Annotated in this window: 24 protein-coding genes; 9 read left to right on the top strand and 15 right to left on the bottom strand. The window is 48.5% G+C overall.

Translation table 11 applies throughout. The annotated features are described in order from the left end of the window. Positions 1-4: 4 nt before the first annotated feature. The 4 genes from KNP91_RS01625 to KNP91_RS01610 all read left to right on the top strand — a co-directional run bounded on the left by KNP91_RS01625 (position 5) and on the right by KNP91_RS01610 (position 3,773). Positions 5-601, top strand: a complete 597-nt coding sequence (locus KNP91_RS01625; RefSeq protein ID WP_214766022.1) for an MFS transporter — start codon at positions 5-7, stop codon at positions 599-601. A 15-nt stretch (positions 602-616) separates the two neighbouring features. After that, positions 617-1,318, top strand: a complete 702-nt coding sequence (locus tag KNP91_RS01620) for an ABC transporter ATP-binding protein (RefSeq protein WP_012369872.1) — start codon at positions 617-619, stop codon at positions 1,316-1,318. Beyond that, positions 1,318-2,448, top strand: coding sequence for an ABC transporter permease (locus tag KNP91_RS01615; protein ID WP_214848279.1), 1,131 nt, complete (start codon positions 1,318-1,320; stop codon positions 2,446-2,448). Before KNP91_RS01620 ends, KNP91_RS01615 begins: the two co-directional genes overlap by 1 nt. 146 nt (positions 2,449-2,594) lie before the next feature. Next, on the top strand, positions 2,595-3,773 hold the full coding sequence (locus tag KNP91_RS01610; RefSeq protein ID WP_214848278.1) for an MFS transporter: 1,179 nt from the start codon (positions 2,595-2,597) through the stop codon (positions 3,771-3,773). A gap of 73 nt (positions 3,774-3,846) precedes the next feature. Here KNP91_RS01610 and KNP91_RS01605 read toward each other — a convergent pair whose 3' ends face one another. The 5 genes from KNP91_RS01605 to KNP91_RS01585 form a co-directional block, all read right to left on the bottom strand. After that, a complete protein-coding gene (locus KNP91_RS01605; protein WP_251135869.1) occupies positions 3,847-4,884 on the bottom strand; it encodes an MFS transporter in 1,038 nt (345 codons plus the stop codon). A 260-nt stretch (positions 4,885-5,144) separates the two neighbouring features. Further along, positions 5,145-7,715, bottom strand: a complete 2,571-nt coding sequence (locus KNP91_RS01600) for a HAMP domain-containing sensor histidine kinase (RefSeq protein ID WP_214848274.1) — start codon at positions 7,713-7,715, stop codon at positions 5,145-5,147. 394 nt (positions 7,716-8,109) lie between these two features. Further along, positions 8,110-8,640 carry a hypothetical protein gene (locus KNP91_RS01595; RefSeq protein ID WP_214848269.1) on the bottom strand — a complete coding sequence of 177 codons (531 nt, stop codon included), beginning with the start codon at positions 8,638-8,640 and terminating at the stop codon, positions 8,110-8,112. Positions 8,641-8,710: 70 nt separating this feature from the next. Next, positions 8,711-9,127: a hypothetical protein gene (locus KNP91_RS01590; protein WP_012369866.1), complete on the bottom strand. Its 417-nt coding sequence runs from the start codon at positions 9,125-9,127 to the stop codon at positions 8,711-8,713. Then, positions 9,127-11,244 carry a DNA topoisomerase III gene (locus KNP91_RS01585; protein WP_214848266.1) on the bottom strand — a complete coding sequence of 706 codons (2,118 nt, stop codon included), beginning with the start codon at positions 11,242-11,244 and terminating at the stop codon, positions 9,127-9,129. Before KNP91_RS01585 ends, KNP91_RS01590 begins: the two co-directional genes overlap by 1 nt. Before the next feature lie 43 nt (positions 11,245-11,287). Between KNP91_RS01585 and KNP91_RS01580 the strand changes: the two genes are divergently transcribed. Next, the gene (locus tag KNP91_RS01580; protein WP_214848264.1) at positions 11,288-12,181 is read left to right on the top strand and encodes a DMT family transporter; all 894 of its coding nucleotides are present in this window, start codon (positions 11,288-11,290) and stop codon (positions 12,179-12,181) included. A gap of 54 nt (positions 12,182-12,235) precedes the next feature. Here KNP91_RS01580 and KNP91_RS01575 read toward each other — a convergent pair whose 3' ends face one another. Continuing rightward, positions 12,236-13,696 carry an MDR family MFS transporter gene (locus tag KNP91_RS01575; RefSeq protein ID WP_214766037.1) on the bottom strand — a complete coding sequence of 487 codons (1,461 nt, stop codon included), beginning with the start codon at positions 13,694-13,696 and terminating at the stop codon, positions 12,236-12,238. A gap of 156 nt (positions 13,697-13,852) precedes the next feature. On the opposite strand from KNP91_RS01575, the gene KNP91_RS01570 reads away from it, so the two are divergent. Further along, the gene (locus KNP91_RS01570) at positions 13,853-14,665 is read left to right on the top strand and encodes an SDR family NAD(P)-dependent oxidoreductase (protein WP_012369862.1); all 813 of its coding nucleotides are present in this window, start codon (positions 13,853-13,855) and stop codon (positions 14,663-14,665) included. A 63-nt stretch (positions 14,666-14,728) separates the two neighbouring features. Here the strand turns inward: KNP91_RS01570 and KNP91_RS01565 are convergent, their stop codons facing one another. The 7 genes from KNP91_RS01565 to rnz are packed head-to-tail and all read right to left on the bottom strand — an operon-like array spanning position 14,729 to position 19,511. Continuing rightward, positions 14,729-15,103, bottom strand: a complete 375-nt coding sequence (locus KNP91_RS01565) for a hypothetical protein (protein WP_214766038.1) — start codon at positions 15,101-15,103, stop codon at positions 14,729-14,731. Positions 15,104-15,135: 32 nt separating this feature from the next. Then, positions 15,136-15,702, bottom strand: a complete 567-nt coding sequence (locus KNP91_RS01560) for an ECF transporter S component (protein WP_214766040.1) — start codon at positions 15,700-15,702, stop codon at positions 15,136-15,138. After that, positions 15,693-16,658, bottom strand: a complete 966-nt coding sequence (locus KNP91_RS01555) for an ATP-binding cassette domain-containing protein (protein ID WP_214848262.1) — start codon at positions 16,656-16,658, stop codon at positions 15,693-15,695. Before KNP91_RS01555 ends, KNP91_RS01560 begins: the two co-directional genes overlap by 10 nt. Then, positions 16,621-17,319 carry a hypothetical protein gene (locus tag KNP91_RS01550; protein WP_214848260.1) on the bottom strand — a complete coding sequence of 233 codons (699 nt, stop codon included), beginning with the start codon at positions 17,317-17,319 and terminating at the stop codon, positions 16,621-16,623. Before KNP91_RS01550 ends, KNP91_RS01555 begins: the two co-directional genes overlap by 38 nt. After that, complete coding sequence (locus KNP91_RS01545) at positions 17,297-17,707, bottom strand: DUF4430 domain-containing protein (RefSeq protein WP_214766047.1); 411 nt, start codon at positions 17,705-17,707, stop codon at positions 17,297-17,299. Before KNP91_RS01545 ends, KNP91_RS01550 begins: the two co-directional genes overlap by 23 nt. Next, positions 17,704-18,600: a hypothetical protein gene (locus KNP91_RS01540; RefSeq protein WP_214766049.1), complete on the bottom strand. Its 897-nt coding sequence runs from the start codon at positions 18,598-18,600 to the stop codon at positions 17,704-17,706. The genes KNP91_RS01545 and KNP91_RS01540 overlap by 4 nt, the downstream gene beginning before the upstream one ends. A gap of 5 nt (positions 18,601-18,605) precedes the next feature. Further along, a complete protein-coding gene (gene rnz / locus KNP91_RS01535; RefSeq protein WP_214766051.1) occupies positions 18,606-19,511 on the bottom strand; it encodes a ribonuclease Z in 906 nt (301 codons plus the stop codon). 108 nt (positions 19,512-19,619) lie between these two features. Here rnz and KNP91_RS01530 point away from each other — a divergent pair, with 108 nt between their 5' ends. Next, entirely contained in the window at positions 19,620-19,799 is a 180-nt protein-coding gene (locus KNP91_RS01530; protein WP_012369854.1) for a hypothetical protein, read from the top strand. Between the two features lie 57 nt (positions 19,800-19,856). Here the strand turns inward: KNP91_RS01530 and KNP91_RS01525 are convergent, their stop codons facing one another. Together KNP91_RS01525 and KNP91_RS01520 are read right to left on the bottom strand one after the other, a co-directional pair. Further along, positions 19,857-20,981, bottom strand: coding sequence for a M20/M25/M40 family metallo-hydrolase (locus tag KNP91_RS01525; RefSeq protein ID WP_012369853.1), 1,125 nt, complete (start codon positions 20,979-20,981; stop codon positions 19,857-19,859). A gap of 228 nt (positions 20,982-21,209) precedes the next feature. Continuing rightward, on the bottom strand, positions 21,210-22,163 hold the full coding sequence (locus KNP91_RS01520) for an aromatic acid exporter family protein (protein WP_012369851.1): 954 nt from the start codon (positions 22,161-22,163) through the stop codon (positions 21,210-21,212). Positions 22,164-22,241: 78 nt separating this feature from the next. On the opposite strand from KNP91_RS01520, the gene KNP91_RS01515 reads away from it, so the two are divergent. Both KNP91_RS01515 and KNP91_RS01510 read left to right on the top strand, forming a co-directional pair. Continuing rightward, a complete protein-coding gene (locus tag KNP91_RS01515; RefSeq protein ID WP_214766053.1) occupies positions 22,242-23,327 on the top strand; it encodes an N-acetylglucosaminidase in 1,086 nt (361 codons plus the stop codon). Between the two features lie 56 nt (positions 23,328-23,383). Beyond that, positions 23,384-24,319, top strand: a complete 936-nt coding sequence (locus KNP91_RS01510) for a manganese-dependent inorganic pyrophosphatase (protein WP_214766054.1) — start codon at positions 23,384-23,386, stop codon at positions 24,317-24,319. The last annotated feature ends 44 nt before the right edge of the window (positions 24,320-24,363 follow it).

Genomic DNA, 24,363 nt, shown 5'->3' with positions numbered 1-24,363 from the left:
AACGATGAATTATCCACTTTTTGTTCGTATTCAAAGTATGATCTTAATGAGCAGCAGTATCATTTTCCCCTTTTATTTGTTACTCGTCCGGCAAATCGGGGATTCCTATGCCCAGTTCGGTCTGGCCTACGGTCTCTTCACGCTGACGTCAGCGTTCGCCTATCTCGGTATCGGTCGTTTAAGCGACCGGTTCGGCGACCGGTCCCTGCTGATTTTCCATACGTTCGGTATGGCACTGATTTTATTGTATGTTCCGATCGTCACGTCCATCAGTCACGTCTACCTGATTCAAATCATTATGGGAATACTCGGGGCATTCCAAAAGAATACGGAAAAAACCATTCTCGCCCGGCAGGAGCTCGCTCTGACAACGGTCGGTCAGACAATCGGCCGCTATCACTTTAAGACGTCCCTCTGGTCGGCGCTCGGCATCATCGCCGCCGGTTATCTGATTGATTTTTTGACGATTGGTAGTCTCTTTTATATCATCTCTGCCGTTTATTTTTATGTAACGGTCCGTTTACTTTGGGATCGGCCGCGTTCCGAAAAAAAACAGGCGGATCCTTCATCGTCAAGCAGCGAAGTGGGTATAAAGAAGTAGAAGGGATGTGATGGCATGATTGATGTAACCCATTACTCACAGACATTCGGAAAACGAACGGTCTTGACCGATGTCCAGTTTTCAATCGGTCGGGGGGAAATCGTCGGATTGATCGGACCAAGCGGCTCCGGCAAAACGACTTTAATCAAGTCCTTGATCGGTCTGCAGCAACCGACGACCGGGACGATTACCGTTCTCGGAACACGACAACCCTCACTCGCACAAGCCGAGAAAATCGGTTATATGGCACAATCTGATGCGCTCTATGAAGACTTGACGGCAAGAGGGAATCTCAAATACTTTGGAAAATTGTACGGTTTGAAAAAAGCACGGCTCCGGGCCCGGATCGAAACCGTCCTTGAATTCGTCGATTTAAAAAAAGATGCTGATCGCCCGATTCATCAGTTTTCCGGCGGAATGAAGCGGCGGCTCAGTCTTGCCATCGCTTTGATTCATGAACCGAGTCTTTTACTGCTCGATGAGCCGACAGTCGGGATTGATCCTGCGCTCAAAAAAACATTTTGGCATGAATTTGAACAACTGCGTCAATCCGGTGTAACAGTACTCGTCACGACACACGTCATGGATGAAGCCGAGCGTTGCGATCGTCTGTTGTTGATTCAGCACGGCCGCCTGATCGAAGCCGGTACACCGGATGATCTGATTCAGCGCTTTGGTTCCATCGACGAAGCTTTCATTCAAAAGGAGCGAGTCTGATGCAAACTCTGACGGTAGCGGAACGTGTCATTTCACAAATTTTTCGGGATAAACGGACGATTGCGATGATGTTTCTCGCTCCGCTGTTTGTCCTGTTCTTACTGTCAACGATTCTCGGCTCGAGCTCGGATGATGTGACGATCGGTACGGTCGATCTTCCGACAGCCTTTCAAGATACGTTAAAAACAAAAACCGATACCCGTACCTTTACAGACAAAACGGCCGGTGTCACCGCTATGAAGGATCGCGAAATCGATGCCCTGATCACCTTTCAACAGAATCAGCCGCAGATTTTGATTGAAGGCGGCGATATTTCAAAAAATGCAGCAGCGCTCCAAGTCATCCAGGAGACCTTGATCACGATTCAAGGACAACAAGCGTCTGCTGCCAATACGAAACTTACGGCAGCCGTTAAACAGTTACAGCAACAGCTGACCCAGTTGACGAATCAAACGTTTGAAACACCGCAACCTGTCGCACCGGCCGTCACTAAACCCGACATCCAGTTTTTATACGGCAATCCGGACGCTGAATTGTTTGACCAAATCGCTCCTGCCTTAATGGGCTTTTTTATCTTCTTATTTGTTTTCATCATTGCCGGTATTAGCTTTTTACGGGAACGGTCGAGCGGCACACTGGAACGGACACTTGCGACTCCGCTCAAACGGTCGAGCATTGTCTTCGGTTATTTCGTCGGTTTCTTTTTATTCGTCACGATTCAAACGATTCTCATCCAACTGTTCATCGTCAACGTACTTGACGTGACGCAACAGGGGAACTACTTCCTGCTTTTGTTCGTCAATCTTTTGACGGCAAGTGTCGCCTTGTCACTCGGTTTACTACTGTCGAGTTTTTCTCGGACGGAATTTCAATTGATTCAGTTCATTCCTTTAGCAATCGTACCTCAGATCTTTTTCAGCGGACTGTTTGATTTGAGTGATGCGCCGATTTGGGTGGAAGTCATCAACCGGTTGATGCCGTTGACTTATGCTGCGCACGCCTTGCAAAATATCATGACTCGGGGCTACGGATTGCAGGACATTTGGGTCGATCTTGTCGTACTGGCAGGATTTGTTGTGTTATTCGTCGCCCTCAACATGCGGGCTCTCAAAAAACAGCGCCCGGTCTGAGTTCATTGACCTCATTTTCCCGACTCCATTGACAATCCATTTTTTTCCTTATATAATCAAAAAAAACGCGAAATGAGGCTGACCGATGTAAATTCATCTATTTACCCACCCACTAACTAAATACGAACGATGTGGAGGTTTTATAGATGAACCGATTTACAACTTTACTGGTCAGCCAGTGGGTAGCAAATGCGGGAGATGCGCTCTACATCGTCGCTCTCATCGCTACCCTGTATGCTGAAACCGGACTGGCCAGCACTGCTGCCCTATTCCCGATTGCCGTGACAGCAGGCATGACGATCAGCGGATTTTTCTTTGCCGATCTCGCAAGACGGTTCCGTCATGCTTCGCTTTTGTTATCCAGTCAGCTTTTAAAAACGATCAGCCTCGGTCTGATTGTATTTTTTGATTTACCGTTCGGTTATCTGCTTGGATGCGTCGTCTGGATTGCCTTTCTCGACGGATTTGCCCGACCGCTCGAAAGTGCCTTCCTGCCGCGCATCACGGATAATCTTCAAAAAGCCAACAGTCTGGTTCAAGGGACAAACCAAGTTGTTCAACTGGTAATGTGGCCGCTCGGTGCGATTTTTGTCAGCCTCGGCTCCCCCGATCTCGTCCTGACGATTTCATTCGGTTTGTTTGTTTTGGCAAGTCTCTGGACCGGTCTGTTTCGTCATCAGGTCCGTCAACTCGCGGATCCTGTCGAAGAAATGCAGGAAACACCATCGTTCCGGTCGAGCTTCCGCTATACATGGTCGACTGAACCGGCCCGGCTGAATACGACATTGCTCGGCATCGACGCCTTTACCAGTACCGCCTGGATTTCAGCGTTATTCCTTGTTTATATTGATACGCATCTCCATGTATCTGACAGCTGGTGGGGCATCTTAAATGCCTTTTACCTGCTCAGCATGATCGGCGGCAGTTATTACATGCTCCGCCGGACCAAGTCTGCTTCCCTGTTAACACTGAGTGTGGCGTTATCGGTTGGAGCCACCGTCTTATTTGCTTTTGCACCGTCTGTCGTCTTTGCCGTTGTCGCCTGTGTGTTGCAGGGCGCTTCTAGCCAACTACGGGCGATTGAGCTGACTACCCGTTTACAGGAAGCGACGCCAGCCGCCCGCTTACCTTATGTCTACAGCATGCAACAAACCTTCTATACGCTCAGCTTTTGTCTCGGCAGTCTGCTGTTCGGATTACTTGCGGACCGTTTGAGTATCGAGACCGTCTACTGGATCGCGGCCGCGGTCGCTCTGCTGATGTTCCCGGCAGCCCGGCGTTTGCCTGATGCCGTTGCGATCAAGCAGAAACAGCGCATCTCATAAGACAAGCACACAAAAGAGAGGTTTTTTCAGGTATCCCACCTGGAAAAGACCTCTCTTTTTCACCTTTTCGTTGCTATCTTTTTTGATGAAATACCAGCAATCCTGTTCCCATCAACAGACAGACAAGTCCAAGCGAGAAATAGGCTCCGCCAAGACCTGAACTTTGACTGATTTGGCCAAACCCCAATCCGATACCGATCGTCACCACACTCTCAAGCATCGACAGTATTGAACTGCCGGTCGCCCGAACATCATCTGTCAACATGCCCTGCATCCATGTCGTCAGGACTGGTTCCGACCAACCGTAAATCAAAAACAGCCCTATCAAGACAAGGACGGACCATCGACTGTCCATCACAGCGAGTAAGATAAAACCGCCTCCATACACAAGTAGAAGAACGCTGAGCGGGACGAACGGACGGTCCGGTTTAGGCAAAAGATTACCGAGTCCCTGGGCAACCATCAAGCCAATCAAGATAATCCCAAACCAGGAGACGGAAATACCTTGATCCTGAACATACAATTGCCAAAACTCATCCAAGAACGTCAATGTCGCCCCAAACGAAATGCTGAGTAACGTCATCCGGATGAACGAAGGAACAAAGTTCCACCGACGCCAGTTGTAACGCGTAACAGAAACTGCCGGTCGTCCGGATTTGTCCGGTTCAGTCAACAAGTAGCTGACGAAAACAGCCGCCGTCAAGCAACCAAGCGAGAGATGATAATGCACTGTCAGCTCATACGATGTCGCAAGCCATGCTCCAATCAGCGCCGCACTACCGGTTGCTGCAAGGCCTGCCGCGTTTATCCGACCAATCGTTTTCTCAAAATGCTCCCTTCCCCCTAGTTGCTCCATCGTTTCGTAAATCAATGCCTCTTCCGCTCCGCTGACAGCAGTACTTCCGATTCCGGCTAACACCATCGCGAGTAAAAAGGACGACAGGTCGTACGCGTGAAGCAAGATTACAAACGATAACGTTTCAAATAGGGTTCCTGTCAGCAGACTGATTTTCCGTCCCAACCGATCAGCGAACAAACCAAATGGGACTTCTAGCATCATCACCGTCAGGGCAAACACGATTTCAGCATACACGACGTCCTGCACCGTCATGCCACGTTGTTGCCAAAACAACCGCTCAATAACGTAAGCCGGCAGACATGCGGTCAAACAACGATTCAGATACAGCAGTTGAATATTCCGTCGAAGTCGAACTTAGCAAGGCGGTCGTATCTGTTTCACAGTGAATTCCTCCTTTTTGAATAATATTCTGTCACCTGTTTTTTACTTTTCCCGTTACTGTTTCTTCCGAATCGTTTTACACCAAAAAGCAGACAACGGATAGTCCGTTGTCTGCTGCTGTTTCAATCTGCTTATCTTTTATGGTCTTTCGCGTGTTCCGTTCCGGTAATCGTTTCAAGCGAACTGATTTGTTCGAACGGCAGTTCAATCGTAAAGATTGAACCGCTCCCTTCTGTTGATTCCACATGGATCAACCCGTCATGGGCCCGGACGATTTCCTGGCAGATCGCAAGGCCAAGACCGGTCCCGCCGATTTTCCGACTGTCGGAATTATCGACCCGGTAAAACTTACTGAAGAGTTCCGGTAAGGCGTGTTGCGGAATCCCGATTCCTTCATCAATGATTTGGATCCGTAACCGGTCCTCCAGCTCTTCCAGCTTAAGCTCAATCTCTCCGCCGTCCGGTGAATACTTAATGGCATTATTAATCAAATTCCCGAATAATTGCCGCATTTTTGGTTCGTCCGCTTCAATCCAACGAAGCGGCCGGTCCCCGGTTTCGAGTGTCAATTGGTGATGACTCGTTGAACCGGCATGGAATTCGGCAACTTCCTGAATCAAGTTCCGAAGATCGAGTTTTACAAACTGATACTGTTGCTGACTGGATTCCATGCGCTGAACATCAAGAAAATCATTGACGAGACTCGTCAGACGTTGCGTCTCCGAATGAATCGTCGTCAAGTACCGTTGCTGACGATCGACAGGCAAGTCTTTTGCGAGCATCAACTCGGTATAACCAAAGATCGAGGCAAGCGGCGTCCGCAACTCATGGGATACCGTCGACACGAACTCGGACTTCATCCGGTCGATACCGGTTTCGATCGTCACGTCCCGCAGGACAAGCATCGTTCCCCGGAAACGGCCGCCGTATTGAATGCCTTCCGCGTACACTTGAACGAACCGTTCCTCTTTGTTTAAGGATAAAGACAAGCCTTCAGTCGGAATGTCGTGGCGGCAGACTCGGTTCATATATTCGAGAAACGCCTCGTGCTGGTCGACCTGGACAGCCAACTCTTCAATTTTGACATCAAGTGTCATCAACCCCTCGTTAAATTGATCGTGGGACGGATGATGGAATAAGGCCAATAATGGTTTATTGGCAAAAATCTTGTCATCTTCGATATAAATGACCGCTTCACGGATTGAGTGCAACAACTTCGATGTTTTCTCGCGTTCCCGCTCGATTTCATCAAACACCCGCATCCGAAGCAGGGACAAGGCCAATTGCCGGGAGAAGGACCAAATTTCTTCCGTTTGTTCTTCATTGAACTGGTCCCGGTAACGGACCAGATAAATGCTAGCAATCATCGTATTGGTCGACGGATCCATGACCGGAACGACCGTTTCATACATACTGTACGGATACGGCAACGGATGATCACTCGTCACTTGTTTCGTCGAACGGACAGCATGCTTGTGCATCCGTGCCCGTTCCAGTAACGAAATCGAAGAGTGTAACAACTGATGTTGCTGATCCGGTGTCATACCGTACGATACGATATCCGTATAGCGGTCATCGTCAAGGAAAACAATCGCCCCGAGCTCGGCATCTGTAATCGTAATCAACTTTTCAATGATGGCCGGATACGCCGTCAACGTCTCACGGGAAGCGAGCGTTTCCGTCAACTCGTTGCGATACCGCAAATGCGTTTCGTTTCGCAACGTAGTGTCGAGTGCTTCTTCGAGTTCCTCTTGTTGCATCTGCAGCTCTTCCTGCTGGGCAACGAGTTCTTCCTGCTGACTCTGCAATTCATCGTTACTCGACACGAGTTGCATTTTCTGCGAAGAAATCGAGGCAGCCATCTGATTGAAGTTGGTCGTCAGTTCGCCGATTTCATCCCGGGCATTTACGACCTTGATCGGTGTCGCGTCCTCGCCTCGGGCGAGACGGCTGCTTTCCCGGTTCAATTGACGCAACTGGCCGGTCAACCGCGAAACGAACGGTCGGACGAGCAAGGCAATGATCAACAGCAGGACAGCAAGATTAACAAATCCCAATATCTGTGAAGCGTTAACCTGTTTTCCGAGCTTTTCTTGGGCCGCGAGCTCTTGTTTATTTAATGAGTTGCGGTACTTTGTAAAGACGGTCTCCATGTCGACGATACTTGAGCTCATATCAGCCGCACTTTTCGTCTTGATGTTGAATTTCCGTTTCGGATCGAGCTTAGGCGCCTGCGTGACTTTTCCGAGCGTTGCCATCTGCAGGAACGGTTCGGTTACGTCGCCGTCTTTTTTGGCAGCAACGTAGTTCGTCAGACTCGGCATGACACGTTGTGTGTACGCCGTGTACAGCGATCGGGCGTCTTTTGCATACTGTTTTTCTTCTTTAAAACGGGCATTTTTCTCAAACCAGGTCGTTTGTTGATTGATATTATCCTTTTTCCGTTCAATTTCTTCGAGCATTGCTTCATCGCCCAGTAAGACGAATCCGCGCATTTCATACTGAAGACTTTGCCATGATTCATATAAGTTCGTCGCACGTGTCCGATGATCGTTTAATGTCAGCAGTTCCTGACGTGATGTCTGAACCTGACTTTTCGTATAAAAATAAACGCCGGCTGAGGTCAGCACGAGTGTCAAGATAACCATATAGAAGGCAGACATAATTTGGCGTCCAATCGTTCGATTAAGCCATGACTTCATCTATTCATCCCCCTCTACTTGTAAAAATTTAAACTAATTGTTTCTAAACCTTATTCTAAAGGTTTTTTAGGCAAAACCACTAAATATGCTCAAAAAAGATTACTTTTCATCTAACTTTAATCTAAATGCTTGTATGTTACAAAGAGATTTCAAAAAATGGGGGATTTTAGGACGATTTGTTAAAAGGAGCTGATTCCAAAAGGCATCACTCGTTCTTTCACGCCCTTTTCTCAGGCGAGATACAAGCCGGTTTGTCTCTGACAGCCCAACTTGTACTTTTTCCTGCAGGAGTCGCGTGAACCGGGTGATCTTTTTTAACGAAAAAAGAGTGACGGAATTGGAATCCGTCACCCTTTTCTTTGTAGAGACTGACTCGTGAGTCGGCTCCAAACCATTAAAAATTAGAATGATTGGAGTGATCGTTCTGTTGCTGATTGACGTGCATCTGATGGTGGTCATGATGATGCATACTCGAATGACGGCGGACAGGTTCTTCATCCGCGAGCGGATCCCCCATCAACACACCGAGTCGTGCATATTGTGCCGCGATGTCTTTTTTCGTTGCCTCCTGTACCTGATCCGTCTGTTGAATCAACGATAGAATCCCTTTCGCCAAACGAATCGGTTCGAGATTCGTCTTTTCGACCGGAAACGATGACAAGGAGCGGAGATAATCCAGATACCGCTGTGCACTTTCCTCCGACGGTGTCACGAGTTCCGAGGCATGATGCCGGAGCGACTTCGTCAGACTGTGTGTCGAGGCACCCTGTGTAATCATCGCAAACAGACCGATGACGAAAATACATACGATGATTCCAAAAAAGATCATCATAAAAACCGGCATTCCGGAAAAAAAACCGTCACCTTCGATATACAGCAACAGTCGGTTGCCGTTAAGCAATGAAGCGATTCCTGAAAACGACATAAAAGCCCTCCTCGTTTCGTGTGATAGTTACTCTTACGCAACACGAACCAGGAGGGTTTCCGTTTTTTTGTTAAGTTTCTAAGGAAACTTCCGCATTAAACCAATCTTCGACGAATAAAAAGCCATCCGGCCGGTCAATCCGGTACGAATAGAGGACGGCGAAATCACCGTCTGTCATCATCGGCAAGGTCAATTCCCGTAAGACTGCTTTCACCTCTTCCGTCATCACCGTTTCGTAACGGACGAAATCGTCTTCCCGGGTTTCCTGCTCCGTTAAATACGGCAACAGCAAGGATTTTCCGAACGATTGCGGATCATCGATGACTTCGGCCGTCACCCCGAACAATTCCTCCGCTTCTTCGATCAAAGCATCCGCCTGCCCGATCGTCACTTCGTTCGGAAACCAGACCGTCAGCTTTGTCCCCTCTTTTAAAAATTGTTCAAACATCGGGATAAAGGTTTTATTCTCCATTAAATCGTAATACATCAAGCTTCTCCCTTCACGAACTCAAATTTCAATTGGTGTTGTTCCAAATACAGCATCGCCTGGAAAGTCCGCCCGTTCTTTTTCATCTCAAGCGGTTTTGTTTTTCCGTTCGCGAGCATTTTTTTCAGCTCGGTTTGTGTCAGACGCGCCCCGAGTATCGTCTTCGGCAGGGTAAACCCGCAATTGTTTTTCTGATAGGCACTGCACCCGTAAAACTTTCCACGATCAAGCAGTTCCGCCTGACAGACGGGACAGATGCCGACCGGCCGGTTCGTGGCGCCGCGCGCCCGTTTAGCCGGAACTTGCGTCGGATCGACTTCCAGTTGTTCCACCCGTGTTTTCGCATCCTGGACTAAATGCTGGGACAGCTTCTTCGCCTGATCGACAAATTGGGCCGCGGATGCTTCCCCTTTGCCGATTTGGTCGAGCCGGCTTTCCCACTTTGCCGTCATCTCCGGGGAAGCGAGGATACTGCCGCTGACGGCTTCAATCAAAATCCGCCCTTTTGCTGTCGGATGGAGTTCTTTTTTCTTGACTTGAATGTATTCCCGGCGTTTCAGTCCGTCGATGATGCCGGCGCGTGTCGCTTCTGTTCCCAGGCCTTCGATTTCCTTCATGATGGCTTGCAGTTCATTTCCGAGCACTTTCCCGGCTGTCTTCATTCCGAGAATCAGCGTCCCTTCCGTATAGCGTTTTGGCGGTTCCGTCTGTTTCTCGAGCAGCTTTGCTCCTTTGATTGGTACCGGCTGACCGACTTCCACTGCCGGCAGCTCCTGCTCTTTTGCTTCGATTTTCAAGACTTTCTTGAAGCCGAGTTCAAGCGACCGGCTGCCTTTCGTCAGGAAACGGTCCTGTTCCCGTTCCGTGATGATTTCCGTTTTTTCCGACCGGGCATCCGCTGCAAAGGCAGCTAAGAAACGGCGGACGATTAAATCATAGACTTGCGCATCGCGTCCGGACAGTTTCGCAACGGCTCCCGCTTCTTCCGTCGGGATGATGGCATAGTGATCACTGACCTTCGCGGAATTGACGTACCGTTTATTATTCATCAGATTGTTCGTCACGAGATCCGTCAGTTCGGTATACTCCGGCTGTTTCAGGAGCCGGTTTAAAATCGCCGGAAACTGGCTCGCCTCGTCTTTTGAGACGAAAGACGAATCCGTCCGCGGATAACTGATCCAGCCCCGGATATACAGTTTTTGCGCGATATCGAGCGTTTCCTTTGCCCCGAGTCCGAAACGGCGACTGGCTTCCGTTTGCAACAGCGATAAACTGAACCAGAACGGCGGTTTTTCGACTTGTTCCGTCTTTTCGACCGCTGCAACGGTACCGGTTCCTGTTGTTCGGGCAACGATTGCTTCCGCAAGGCTCCGTTCCGTAATCTTCGTTTGTTTTTTCGGATTGATGTACTTTCCGGTATACCGGGTAAAATCGGCCTCGACTTCAAAAAACGTTTCCGGACGGAAGTTCTCAATTTGTTTTTCCCGTTCGACGATCAATGACAATGTCGGCGTCTGCACCCGTCCTAGTGAAAAGACATCGGCGATGCCTTTTTTCTTGAGCAGCGTCGTATAGGCCCGGGAAGCATTCATCCCGATTAACCAGTCGGCACAGGCGCGGCTCATCGCCTCATGAAACAGATTCTCGGTTTCTTTGCCGTCGAGCAGGTTCGCGAAACCGTGATCAACGGCCTGTGGTGTCAGACTGGAAATCCAAAGGCGCTGAATCGGTTTTGCGTTATTGGCCAATCGGAGAATCAATCGGACGATTGCCTCTCCCTCTCGCTCGGCATCCGATGCTATAATGATGGAAGTTGTCGTCCGTTCGTTCAGTAACTTCTTGATGACTTGAAAGGTTTTGCTTTTTCCCCGGGATAACCGGTAGTCGAACCGTTCCGGGATGATCGGAAGATGGTCATAGTTCCATCGTTTCCATTTGGCATCGTAATGGGCCGGTTCCTGGAGTTCACATAAATGGCCGACGGCATAAGCAAGCTTTGCCCCCGCCGGAAACCGGTCACACGGTTTGATTTCAATATATCCGTCCCGCTTGACCGATGGATACGGTGCTGCGAGTTTTTCAGCTTGTTTTGGTTTTTCCGCAATGATTAATTGCATTGGTTCACCCTCATTTCCTTACTTCAGACACGCGGAGGTTAACATGCCCTATTTCACTTTATTCATGGCACTCTTTTTTATCTCGACATCTGCAATTTTCGTTAAATGGGCCGAAACCCCAATCGAAGCGGTTGCTTTTTACAGAATGTTGTTTTCGACACTGTTACTGTTACCGTTGATTCACCTGAAAGAATTACTTAGTCTCAGTTCAACGACCATCCGACATATGATTTTAAGCGGAATTCTCTTAGCCGGTCATTTTTGGCTGTGGTTCCTGTCCCTTGATTATACGACAGTTGCCAGCTCGACGCTCTTCGTAACCGCGAGTCCAATTTTTGTTTTGATCGGCAATGCCGTCTTCTTCAAACAGCATCCGTCGAGAAAAGCTCTCTTTTTCGTCGGTGTCGCTTTAATCGGCGGCGGACTTGTCGCTTATGGTGACATCGCGGTTGGTCCAAGAGCACTGATCGGAGATGGACTCGCCTTGCTTGCGACGATTCTTGTCGCCGGTTACTGGCTGCTCGGTCAACACGTCCGGACAAGCGTCTCGACGAATACGTATTCATTCGGCGTCTATGCCGTGTCTTCCGTCGTTCTGTTACTGTTTTCGCTCATTCAATCGGTCAATCTAGTCGGTTCATTCCAAACCGATTGGAAAATCTATATTTTACTCGCTGTTTTCCCGACACTGCTCGGCCACAACTTATTCAATTGGGCCTTGTCACGTGTCAGTGCCAGCATCGTCAGTATTACGATTCTCGGGGAAGCCGTTTGGGGAATGATTTTCGGATACTTCCTGTTCCAGGAATCATTGACGTGGATTCAAATCACCGGTGCTGCCTTACTGCTCGTCGGAATCGGTCTGTTCCTGCGCCGCAATGAACGTGATATCCGGGAACAATTTGCCAAACAAGATGCCGCGACGACTGCGGAATAAAAAATAAATACCAGTCAGCAGTCTTCTGTTAGAAGATTGTCTGACTGGTATTTTTTAATTGGTCGGATCTTCCGGACGGACTTTCGGCAGTCGGAAGGTCATGAAAAAGGCAAGAATGGCACAGACGAGGCCCCCGATGAAGACGAGATGCAGTCCGTTTGCGAGTGCTTGTTCCGCGGCCGATTGAACGTCTGCTCCGTAACGGGAGGCCGTACCCGACTGGAAAAACGGATCAATCGAGTAGCCAGAAAGCAGTTTCGAGTCGGAAAATGCCTGGATGATCGACACATTAAACAAGGTGCCGAAGATCGCCACACCAAGCGTTTGTCCGGTCGTACTCAAAAACGAGTTGACGGCAGTCGCTGATCCGCGGAGCGACCAGTCGACCGAAGTCTGCAGGACGACCATAAAGACGGGTTGCGCTAGTCCGAAACCGATTCCGATCAACGAAACGGCAAGGTAGATAAAGACATCACTCGATTCCCGGCCGATTCCAATTAAAATCGCCATCCCGATGACGAGTAAACCCATTCCGGTCATCGTCCGGTAGCGCGGCGAGGCAATTCCGATCGTCCGTCCGCCGACGATTGCCGTCAGTGTCCAAAACAACGACAGCGGCATCAGCATAAAACCAGCTTCCGTCGGACTTTTTCCGAGCACGCCTTGCGCGAAAATCGGGATGTAGGCCGACATCGAGACGAGTACCCAGGCAGAAAAGAAGACCGCCAAATTGATGACGAGAATGACCGGATGCCGGATGACCGCCGGTGGCAACAGCGGATCCGACGCTTTTTTCTCGACCCGGTAAAACCAGAACAGCAGGATCACACTGACTGCAAAACTGATTAAAATCAGCGGCTCGGCAAATGATTCGGATTCACTTCCCGATAATAATCCGTACAGTAACGCGCTCATGCCAGTCGCAAATAAAATGGCTCCCCGGTAATCAATCTTCCGTGACGTCTCGGTGACATTTTCTTTATAAAACAAAACAATCATGATGAATGAAATCAGAGCAAACGGTACATTTAATAAAAAGATGTAACGCCACGATAACGTCTCGACTAAAAAACCGCCTACGAGCGGACCGGCGACACCCGAGATTCCCCAAACCGCACTTAAAACGCCTTGAATTTTTCCGCGTTCCTCGTATGTATATAAATCCCCGATGATCGTCATCGCAATCGGCAAGACGGCTCCCGCTCCGATTCCTTGCGCGGCACGGAACAGAATCAGCATTTCCATCGATTGCGCCAATCCACAGGCGAGCGACGCGACCGTGAAGACACCGATTCCGAATAACAGGACACGTTTTCTTCCGTACAGGTCTGCCATCTTCCCGTAAATCGGTGTTGAGACGGCCATGAACAGTAAGAAACCGGCGAAAATCCAGCTGACGAGTTTCGCGCCGTTTAACTCACTTGCCATGACCGGTGTTGCCGTCGCAACGATCGTACCTTCAATCGCCGCTAAAAATGTAGCTAATAACAAAGCAATCGTGACATTTTTTCTCAAGAGACTCAGCTCACTTTCTGTAGATGTATCCTTTCTTTATCATACCTTGAATCGGCGGACTTCTAAAAGGAGATGCTTATCGAGCAGGAATCAAGGGAACAATAGGGAATGATAAAGATTAGAGAATGAGTCATCAATTGAATGGAGGAGTATGAGATGTTACGAAAAACCGCTTTGATTACAGGTGCTTCCGGTGGAATCGGTCTTGATTTGGCTGTTTTGGCGGCACGCGACGGGTTTGATTGTGTATTGATTGCCCGCAATGAAAAGAAACTGACGGAGCTTAAGCATGTCCTTGAAAAACGTTACCAAATCAAGGCTTATACATTCGCAGCCGACCTTTCAAAACCGGACAGTGTCTCGCGGATCCTCAGTTTCCTTGAGGAACATGAGCTGACGGTCGATCTGTTGTTCAACAATGCCGGTTTTGCGACATCCGGCCGCTTTGCAGAAATCGATCCGTCCGAAGATTTAAATTCCATCCATGTCAACGTCGTCGCCCTGACGGAACTGACGAAACGGTTGGTGCCGGGAATGCTTGACCGCGGATTCGGCCGGATCTTGAATGTGGCCTCTGTTGCTGCCTTCATGCCGGGACCTTACATGAGTGTCTATTACGCGACAAAAGCGTATGTCCTGTCGCTGTCCGAAGCACTCGCTTCTGAACTGGACGGTTCGGGTGTGACGGTCACCTGCCTTTGCCCGGGACCGACGGATACGAACTTTTTTGACCGTGCACAGATTACGTTACCTTTCAAAAGCATGCCGTCCCACCTCGTCGCCTTTGCCGGATACCGGGGAACGTTGAAAGGCAAACGGGTTGTCGTACCGGGAGCGAGCAACCGCGCCATGGTGACATTTGCAAAATTCCTGCCGCGCCGCCTTTTGACGGAAGTCACGGGACGCATTCAAAATCCGGATCAGCAACAACAAGAAACGCCGGTTGAAGAATTCGCAGTCTCCAACTGATCCAGACATTAAAAAAGACGTCCGTTCTTTCCATACCGGAAAAGAACGGACGTCTTCTTTGATTCAGTTCGGTTTCGGACGATGCATATGATCCGTCATCCATTTTTGAACATTTTTCGGAATCGAGGTGTAGCGGTATACATACCGAAGCGTGACGGCTCCCGTCACCATGACCAAATAACCGCTCGACAGGACTAATAACCAGGCGACAATCGACAAGAAGAGATCCGTTTCAAAAAAGAGATGCCCGACTAATCCGCCTTCTGCAGATGTAATCAGCATCGCTCCGGGAAAAATGGCTGCTGCCAGTAAATAAAATCCTGCATACCGCCCCCGAATCGTTCCCTTCAACAATAAAATACTCCCAAATGCCAGACCCAAACCAGCGATAAGTAACAACCCGACGAGATACGTTATGGACAGCGGCGAACTCAGCATCACGTTTCACTCCAATCGAATGGGATTACTTATCATTTACCCTTTTTTCCATCAAACGAGTGCAGAATCCGTAAAAAAATCGGATACAGCAACCAGATGAAAACAGCGTTCGAAACACCGTGCAACAAATCAAAAAAACCGCCTGTCAAAAGGAGTGTAAAAAACGCTTCCCGCGAAAAGTCCGTAAAGATCAAAAAACCCAAATTGCTGATCCATCCATAAAAAAAACCTGCCGCCAGTCCATAAGCCGTTAGAATCCACCGCGTCTGCATGCCCGGCAAAATACAGAAAAGACTGATGACCGAATAGGCAATGATTTGAAATAATACGAAAGGACCACTTCCTAAAAATAAACTCGTCAACACGACTACAAGCATCCCGACAATGGCGCCGGTGACCGGTCCTACACAGGCAGCGACCAAAAGGACCAGTGCCGTCGCCGGCTGGACGTTCGGAATACTCGCAAAAATCAGCCGTCCGACAATCGCTGCCGCTGTGACCAGCGCAATGAACCGAAGCATCGCCTCTGACATCGGACGCTTTTCAAAAGATAAAACAACTACACTAATGATGAGGACTGCTGCTCCGATCAGTTCCATTCGTATAACCTGCTTTGCTCGATGAAAGTCGAAGTTGGACCGTCAAAAGCAATTTCCCCCTGAACCAGATAGACGACTCGGGTCGCATAAAAAATCAAATCAGGATCGTGCGTAGCGAATACAATCAATTGATCCGGATGATCGAGCATATTTTGAATGAACGCAGACCGTTGCCGATTGGTTAATCCGGCCGTCGGTTCATCAAAATAACAGGCTACTTCCTTCCAGGAGAGCCGTTCCATCAATTGTTGTTTTTGTTCGGAAAACGTAGCGGTCGGCTCATCGAGAACAGGTGCAAGCGCCGGATGCGCCGGAACATAACATTTTTCGCCGGTCCGCTTGACCTTTCCATACAGCGGCCGTTCCACACCGAGTAACAGACGGAGCAAGGTTGATTTTCCACTCCCGTTGGCTCCGATCAGTGCCACCCGTTCCCCCAGGTGAAAGGACATTCGTTCAACCGACAAGGCATACTTTTCCTGTAACGGATAGCGGTGCCGGATGCGCCATATCTCATCGATGACCTTTCCTTTGACCGGTTCTATTCCATCCAGCTTTTCAAGCGGCTGCTGTTGAATGACGGAATAGGTGATATGGCAGGAAAAACGGCGCTCGATTTCCTCGAACAACAGCATCAGCCGGGTTTTGCGGACTTGATCTAAAAATAAAAATGGCTCTGCCAAGAAGATTTTTTCCGGTAAGCCGGACAAGGTATACCCGAGCGAGACCAGTTGCTGTTCTCCCGAGGATAATTCACTTGTCTCCCGGTCAAAGAAAGCTTCTAAGCCGAGTAACGTCGCCAGTTCTCCAGCGACGAACAGACTGGTTGTCGCCAACATATCGCGGACACGGCCATGCAGCAGGCGATCCGGTTGAATCACTTCTGTCCCGGCCGCATAAGCCAGTTGTTCCAGACGCTTACGTGACCCTGTTTCGTCGGTAATAATGGTAGGCATCGCGTATCCCTCCTTTCGAGAACATCAACAGTCCGGGTAACACTAAAGCGGCTACTACTGCTACAGGAGACCAGAAGGCAAGATACATTCCTGTAATTAAAAGCCCGGTCATCCAATCAGAACGCGTCAAACGCCGTAACGAACTGGGGACCGCTTCGACGGGCAACAGATGGTACAGTGCCACCCGTTCCATCTTTTCCGCCAGCGGTTGTTTGGCATGGCTCATTTTCACTTCCGGCCACGTCCGGAGCAATGAAGGTAAGATTGCCAAAACCATTCCCGTCAAACGGGTCAGGCGCGGTAAAACTCGGAATAACGGCCCCATTTGATCGAGCCGGACCAGGGTGAAGGTCAGTTGACTGGATGTTACGAACAATGCCACCGTCAGACCGGTCAACCAAATTCCGTATGGATCAACGGAAGCACCGACAAGCAAAGGAACATACATCATTCCGATATAAATCAAGGGTAAGGTTAAATAACGCAGGACATTCCATTGCCGAATCCACGTAAAGAACAGTAGATGTCCGCTCAAGACAATCAGAATGCTGACATGCGTCTGCAAAAAAAACGGGACCGATAACATCGCCACTAAAAAAAGAGCGACATTCAGTGGATGAAGTCGCTCCCGTTCCGCCTTACTGAAAATAAGCCATTGCATCTTTTTCAAATCGCCATTCCAGACGGTCGCCGTCTTTTAATTGATACGCCCCTGCCCCGACTTGTGCCGGTTTTTCATTGACGCCGAACACCCAGCCGCTGCTTGCTCCGGCTGATTTTTCACGGATGCCGTCAACGGCCGTCACGTATGCCATCTCACCCTTACCGGTTTTGACGACTGGAAGATCCGTTTCTTCTAACGCATCAAGTGCCGTCTCTGATTTCTTGAGACACATGTCTTTTTCATATAATGTCTTATCACTTGCATGATTGACGACCGATACTTCTACCAAACGTTCACACTTCTTTGATTCAGCAGCTTGATCTGTCGGTTGTTCCGCACATCCTGCCAGGAGGAGGACTCCCCCGATCAATATCCATTTTTTCATCGTACGACTCCTTTTCGTCTTGAGGTCTCAAAACTGTAATTGTATAAAAGTATGGTTTTTTCCCGTAACGATTGACCGTCAGAACGCAAGTACGTCAATCGAATCGCGTTGGCTAACACATCGTCTCCCGTGTTGACATACGGAATCAGTTCGCCTTGATCGTTAATCAAGAGAACTGTCGCATCCTGTAAGCTGAACGTTTCATACAACCCGTCCAAATCCATCTCGACATACGGAGTCTTCGATTCATGAAGAATCTGTTTGATGGATAACGTCTTCAATGTCTGAAACGAGGTTGAAGCATCAATTAATTTTTGATAATAAACCTCGAGCGAACGCGTCAGGACTTCTTCCCGGGGACGATACGTTAATGTGCCCGTCACTTCCTGATACGACACTTCGTACCGGATGAACCGTTTCGGACTTTTCGCAATCAACTCAAATGTCGCATTCCGCAAGTTACCTCCCTGATCAAATAACAACTGACTTTGTTCAAGTCGCAAAGAGTCATCTCCGATCCGCCGGTCAATGTGCGTCATCAGCGTATCAAAGGATTCATCCGTAATCGTGACCTGTCCCATTTGTTGCGTTTCTTCCCGCAGCGTAAACGTATCAAACGGTCCCATGATGAGCTGAAGCAGAAAAAAGAGGAATCCGAATAAGGCCATATATCGTTTGTACCGTGAATTTTTTTTCGGATGCAGGACAATCAGAAACAAAATAATGCCAAGCGGCAATTGAATATCGTAAACAGGAAACGACACTGATCCTAAGCAAGCATAAAAAACAAACTTCAGGTAAAGATATTGTTCTTTTTCCGTCCGTTTTTCTAAAAAGAAACCGAGCAGGATACTTGCTAACAGAAACAATGACCATTGGATAAGAAAGTCCATGTTGGTTACCCCTTAATCACGACAGATTGATGATCCGTCATGAGGTATGACTCTTCAAATACTTCCCGCGCCTCCGCTTCCAACCGTTGTTCCTGATCGACATACCGCGCCGAAATATGCGTCAACAACAGTTTCTTCGCCCCTGCTTTCAAAGCGATTTCAGCCGCTTGTCTGGCTGTTGAATGACCGAATCGTCCTGCATGGTCCTGTTCCGAATCGGCAAATGTCGCCTCGTGGACAAGAACATCGACTTTTTCCGCCAACCGAAGGCTTCCTTCACACGGTACCGTATCTCCTAATACCGCCAACTTGATGCCCGGCTTCGGTTCTCCGAGAAAATCCGTTGACTGATATTCCGTTCCCTCGAAAACAAACGTTTCCTCCTGTTTGATTTGTCGATAGAGCGGTCCTGAAGGGACACCCAGTTGTTTCAGCGCTTCAACGTGCAGAGCTCCTTTTTCTTCCTGACCTTCAATCCGGTAACCGTAGGCTAAAAAGCGATGTTCCAACGCTTCAACGTGAATGTGAAATCCTTCCTGCTCATAGGTCTGACCGGCTTCGACTTCAATGACATCAAGCGGATAACGTAAGTACGTACCGGTGATACGCAAAGTTGCCTCGAGCCATTCCTTGATTCCTTTTGGACCGAAAATCGTTAATAACGTCGTTCCTTCGAGTGCAGCCCGCGTACTGATGAAGCCGGGAAGACCGAAAATATGATCTCCATGCAGATGTGTAATAAAAATCGTACTGACTTTGCGCGGTTTAATCGGACTGTGCAACATTTGGTGTTGTGTCGCTTCTCCACAGTCAAACAACCAGGTCATTTTCGGATGTAAGAGCGCAATCGCAGACACATTCCGTTGTTTGGACGGCATTCCTGCACCGGTCCCTAAAAAATAAAATTCCATCTTTTTCCCCTTTTCGTAAAATTAGCATTTTTTATACATAAAATACACCTTTCTCGGTCCGAAGCATGCTAAAATGGGCCTATACTGATTCGAAAGGTGGTTTTTTCCATGACCAAAATCGAACGGACTTATGCACGTGTCGTACAAGCTGCTCGTTTATTGAACGAGAACTATCGGCAACAGTACGGAAAATCGATTCAACTTCAAGAAATCGCAACGACTTTACTCTGTACCGAGGAACTCATTCTGGAGTCGATGGAATTTTTCGAACGTCCTCAATTAACTTAATCGTAAACGAACAAAGAGTGTACCGCAATGTCGCGGTACACTCTTTTTAGTCTGTCATCATTTATTTGTGATGTAATCGACTAACGTCACGCACAATTCTGCTGTTTTCACGAGTTCTTCAATCGGCATTTTTTCGTTCGTTGTATGGATGTCTTCATAGCCGACAGCCAGGTTGACAGTCGGAATACCGAAACCGGCAATCACGTTTGCATCTGATCCCCCGCCAGAGTGCAAGAGACGTGGTGTCCGACCGAGTTGTGTAATCGCTGCTTTCGCAACCTCGACAACTTGATCACCGTCTTCAAATTTGAAACCAGGATACATGACTTTAACTTCGACTTCGGCACGTCCGCCAAATTCAGCGGCAACCTCTTCAAACGCCGCTTTCATTTTCGCTGTTTGAGCTTCCATTTTAGGCGCAACGAGCGAACGGGCCTCGGCAAAGATTTCCACGTAATCACATACGATGTTGGTCGATGGACCACCACCGCTGAAGCGTCCGATATTTGCTGTCGTTTCTTCATCGATGCGGCCGAGCGGCATTTTGGCAATCGCTTTTGCTGCAATCGTGATGGCCGAAATTCCTTTTTCAGGTGCCACACCGGCATGAGCGGTTTTACCGTAAATTTTGGCATTTACTTTCGCTTGGGTTGGTGCAGCCGTAATGATGTCTCCGACTTTACCGTCCGAGTCCAAAGCAAAACCGTAATCCGCATCAATCTTCGAAGGATCGAGAACCATAGCGCCGACTAAGCCTGATTCTTCCCCTACCGTAATGACGAATTGAATTTTCCCGTGCGGCTGGTTCGTTTCGTTTAAGACATGGACCAGTTCGATCAACGAAGCAAGCCCCGTTTTATCATCTGCCCCAAGAATCGTCGTTCCGTCCGTCTTCACGTAACCGTCCTCGATGATTGGTTTGATTCCCTGTCCCGGGAAAACCGTATCCATATGGGAAGTGAAATAAATTTTATCGACGCCGTCTTTTGTTGCCGGAAGCGTGATGATTAAGTTGTTCCCTTTATGCTCGGTTTTCGATGAAGCGTCATCTTCGAATACGTCACACCCCAGTGCCGTAAACGTCTCTTTCAAATGGGCACAAATTTGTGCCTCTTCTTTTGATTCCGAATCAATCTGGACCAGTTCTAAAAAGGTGTCGAGCACACGTTGCTCATTAACCATGTTGCATTCCTCCTCATTTTTTCAGTTCATCTAGCGCTTTTTTAGTATACCATCTATAGGCAGATTTGCACTTCGCAAGCGTTGTTTGTACAATGGCTATAATCAATGGAAGTATGAAAGGAGCGGTCTTGCTATGGCAAAACCATCAAAACAACAACGAATCATTAAGTGGACGACGATTACGATTTTGACGATTTTCCTGCTCGGCACCTTTGCCTCGACGATGTTTTACCTCTTCTGATTGACGAATCGTTGCTTTAATTGCAAATACTGCTCTGCTTCCTGCAACATATGCAGTAATGCGGACCGGACTTCAAACTCATCCCGTGTCTTCGGGAGCGGTGACTCGCGAAACTCTTCGAGCAGTCGTTCGAGTTCCGCTAAAAATAACGTTGCGTCGGCATCGGGTCGGACATTGTCACCAATTGTCCGGAACAGGCCGGCGACTTTTTTTCCTTCTTCTACGACGAGGACAAGATCATCGACGTTGCGGACGATTCCGTTTAATAATTCAAACTGTTGTTCACGCATTCGGAAATACAGGTAGTCTTCATCATCATTCCGTCGGCCGATGGCATTGCCCATCCGTTTCAGCGAAGCATCCTTTCCTTCCTTCAACAGCCGTTCCGTCTCGTGCAGTGTCAACGAATGCCGATTGATCCATCCCGTTTCAATCGCGGCTGCGACTTCAAAGAACAAGGCGGCAATCCGTTGATCGATCTGCAACCGTCGCTCGGCAATCGTCCGGTCGAGACTCGGCATATACATGTTCACGAGTAGTCCTACACCGACACCGATCAGCAGCAAATAAATTTCGTTTAAAAAGATGGCCAGATTCAATTGCTGTGCGACGTAAAGATGGGTGAGAATGACGACACTCGTGATAAAACCGTCCTGCAGGCGGAGACGTTGCGTCAGTGGAAGAAATAGAATGAAATAAAGTGCAATTGCAATCGGACGGTAGCCGATGACTTCGAAGATGACAAAACCAAGTCCAATCGCGAGAATGGACGCCATGATCCGTTCATATGACGACCGAAATGATTTTTTTCTTGTCGCTTGAATACTCAAAATGGCGATGATGGCTGCAAAGACGTAGTAATCCAGTTGCATCTTTTCCGCAATCCACATCGCCAGTGCCGCTGCAACAGCGGTTTTTAACGTTCGATATCCGATAAACACAGACTTCCCTCCATTCTTTGTTAGGTTACCTATTCTTTACCCAGGTTGTCGATTGATTTTTTTGAAGGACGTGATTTTTTGACTAAACGTACAATTCGCCCCGCCCGCCCGGTCCGTCGAACGGGTTCTTTCAAGGGGCTTGTCTTCTTTTTCTTACTCGGTTGCGGATTGTTCCTGCTGTTACGGGAGAAACCGCAAACCATTCTTCCTCCGGCTTCTCCTTATGTTGCGGAATTATATCGGGACGGGAAAGTCATCCGGGAAGAAGAATTCGATTCTGCCGAAAAAGCGAAGGCCTTTATCGACGGACGCCGCGGGGCCGTCAAACGGACGGCGGATGAACGTTATATCTATTTGACCGGCAGCGGGATCGGCATCGTCAAGCCGAATCAGACGCTGAACATCTACACCGACCGCGCTCTAAAAAAACGACATACGTATATCGCCCCCGGCAGCCGTCTTTCCCTGCTTGCGTACACAGATTCCGTCAGCCGGGTTGAAATTGCCGGTCTGACCGGTTACGTTGCTTCCGATCGGCTGACTCTTTACCCGCTTGAACAATCCAGTAACCGGTCCTACTATGAAAAGCAAGGCGATCGTCTGTTGCATTACATCGTCGCCGATGCCGGACTCGGCGGTTTGATCACAGCCGGGGAAGCACCAGCGTCGTTAGATGACCGAACGATGCAGTACGTTGAATCGAAAACACTAACGCAGGATTTACGGAAACCGACCGCTTTGACAGCGAAACAACTCGATGCCTACATTAAAAAAAATGCTCCCGACAGTCCGTTGATCGGGAAAGGAAAGACCTTTAAGCAAGTTGAACGCACCTATCGAATCAATGCGGCTTATCTGCTTGCCCATGCGATTCACGAGTCCGATTACGGACGGTCGGATATCGCAAAAGACAAGTTCAATCTGTTTGGCGTCAATGCAACGGATATTGCTCCCGGTCAAAATGCGACGGCCTATGATTCGTTTGAAGACTCGATCCGGAAAACAGGCCGCTTCATTGCCCGCGACTACCTTTCGAAAGACGGGAAATACTACCGCGGTCCGTTTCTTGGAAACAAGGCACGTGGAATGAATGTTTTTTACGCATCCGATCCGTATTGGAGCGAAAAAATCGCCGGCATCCTCTTGAAAATGAACGCCGTCTAAAACGGACTTATGGTACACTAATGGGCGAGACATCAATCATTTAGGAGTGAATACACATGGAAAAAGTTTTAGTATTTGGTCATAAAAATCCGGACACGGATACGATTGCATCGGCAATCGCCTATGCCGAATTAAAAAAAGAGCTCGGTGTTCATGCTGAAGCCGTTCGTCTTGGTGAAGTCAACGGGGAAACACAATTTGCCCTCGACTACTTTAAAGTCGCTCGTCCCCGCCTCGTAACGGAAGTATCAAAAGAAACAAAACACGTCATTCTTGTTGACCACAATGAACGTCAACAAAGCGCGGATGACATCGATGCCGTCAAAGTAACGGAAGTCATCGACCATCACCGGATTGCCAATTTCGAGACATCTGATCCGGTTTATTACCGTGCGGAACCAGTCGGTTGTACGACGACGATCTTAAACAAAATGTACAAAGAACACGGTGTTGCAATCAAACCGGAAATTGCCGGTTTGATGTTGTCAGCCATCGTTTCCGACTCCTTGTTGTTCAAGTCGCCGACATGCACGGAGCAAGATGTGTTAGCCGCACGTGAACTGGCGACGATTGCCGGTGTCGATGCCAACGTTTATGGTCTCGACATGTTAAAAGCAGGTGCTGATCTATCGAAGAAAACCGTCGATGAGCTGATCTCACTTGATGCAAAAGAATTCTCAATGGGACCATTCAAAGTCGAGATTGCCCAAGCAAACACGGTCGACACGGCAGAAGTCTTGCTTCGTCAAGAAGAGCTCGAAACGCGGATCGAAGCCTTGATTGCCGAAAAAGATTTGGATTTATATATGTTACTCGTTACGGATATCCTGACGAACAATTCGGTGGCGCTCGTCCTCGGACCTGAAGCATCACTTGTCGAACGGGCCTTCGGACTTGAAGCGACGAACCATCTCCTTTATCTCGAAGGTGTCGTTTCACGGAAAAAACAAGTTGTTCCTGTCTTGACAAATACGGCAGCAGCTGTCGAATAATTTCTGTCCAAAAGAAGGAGTTTACTCCTTCTTTTTTGAATACT

Origin of the sequence: Exiguobacterium sp. s138, from assembly GCF_018618775.1 — a bacterium.
GTDB lineage: Bacteria > Bacillota > Bacilli > Exiguobacteriales > Exiguobacteriaceae > Exiguobacterium_A > Exiguobacterium_A artemiae.
The sequence above is the reverse complement of the archived record's forward strand: the minus strand, read 5'-3'. Positions and strand labels throughout refer to the sequence as shown.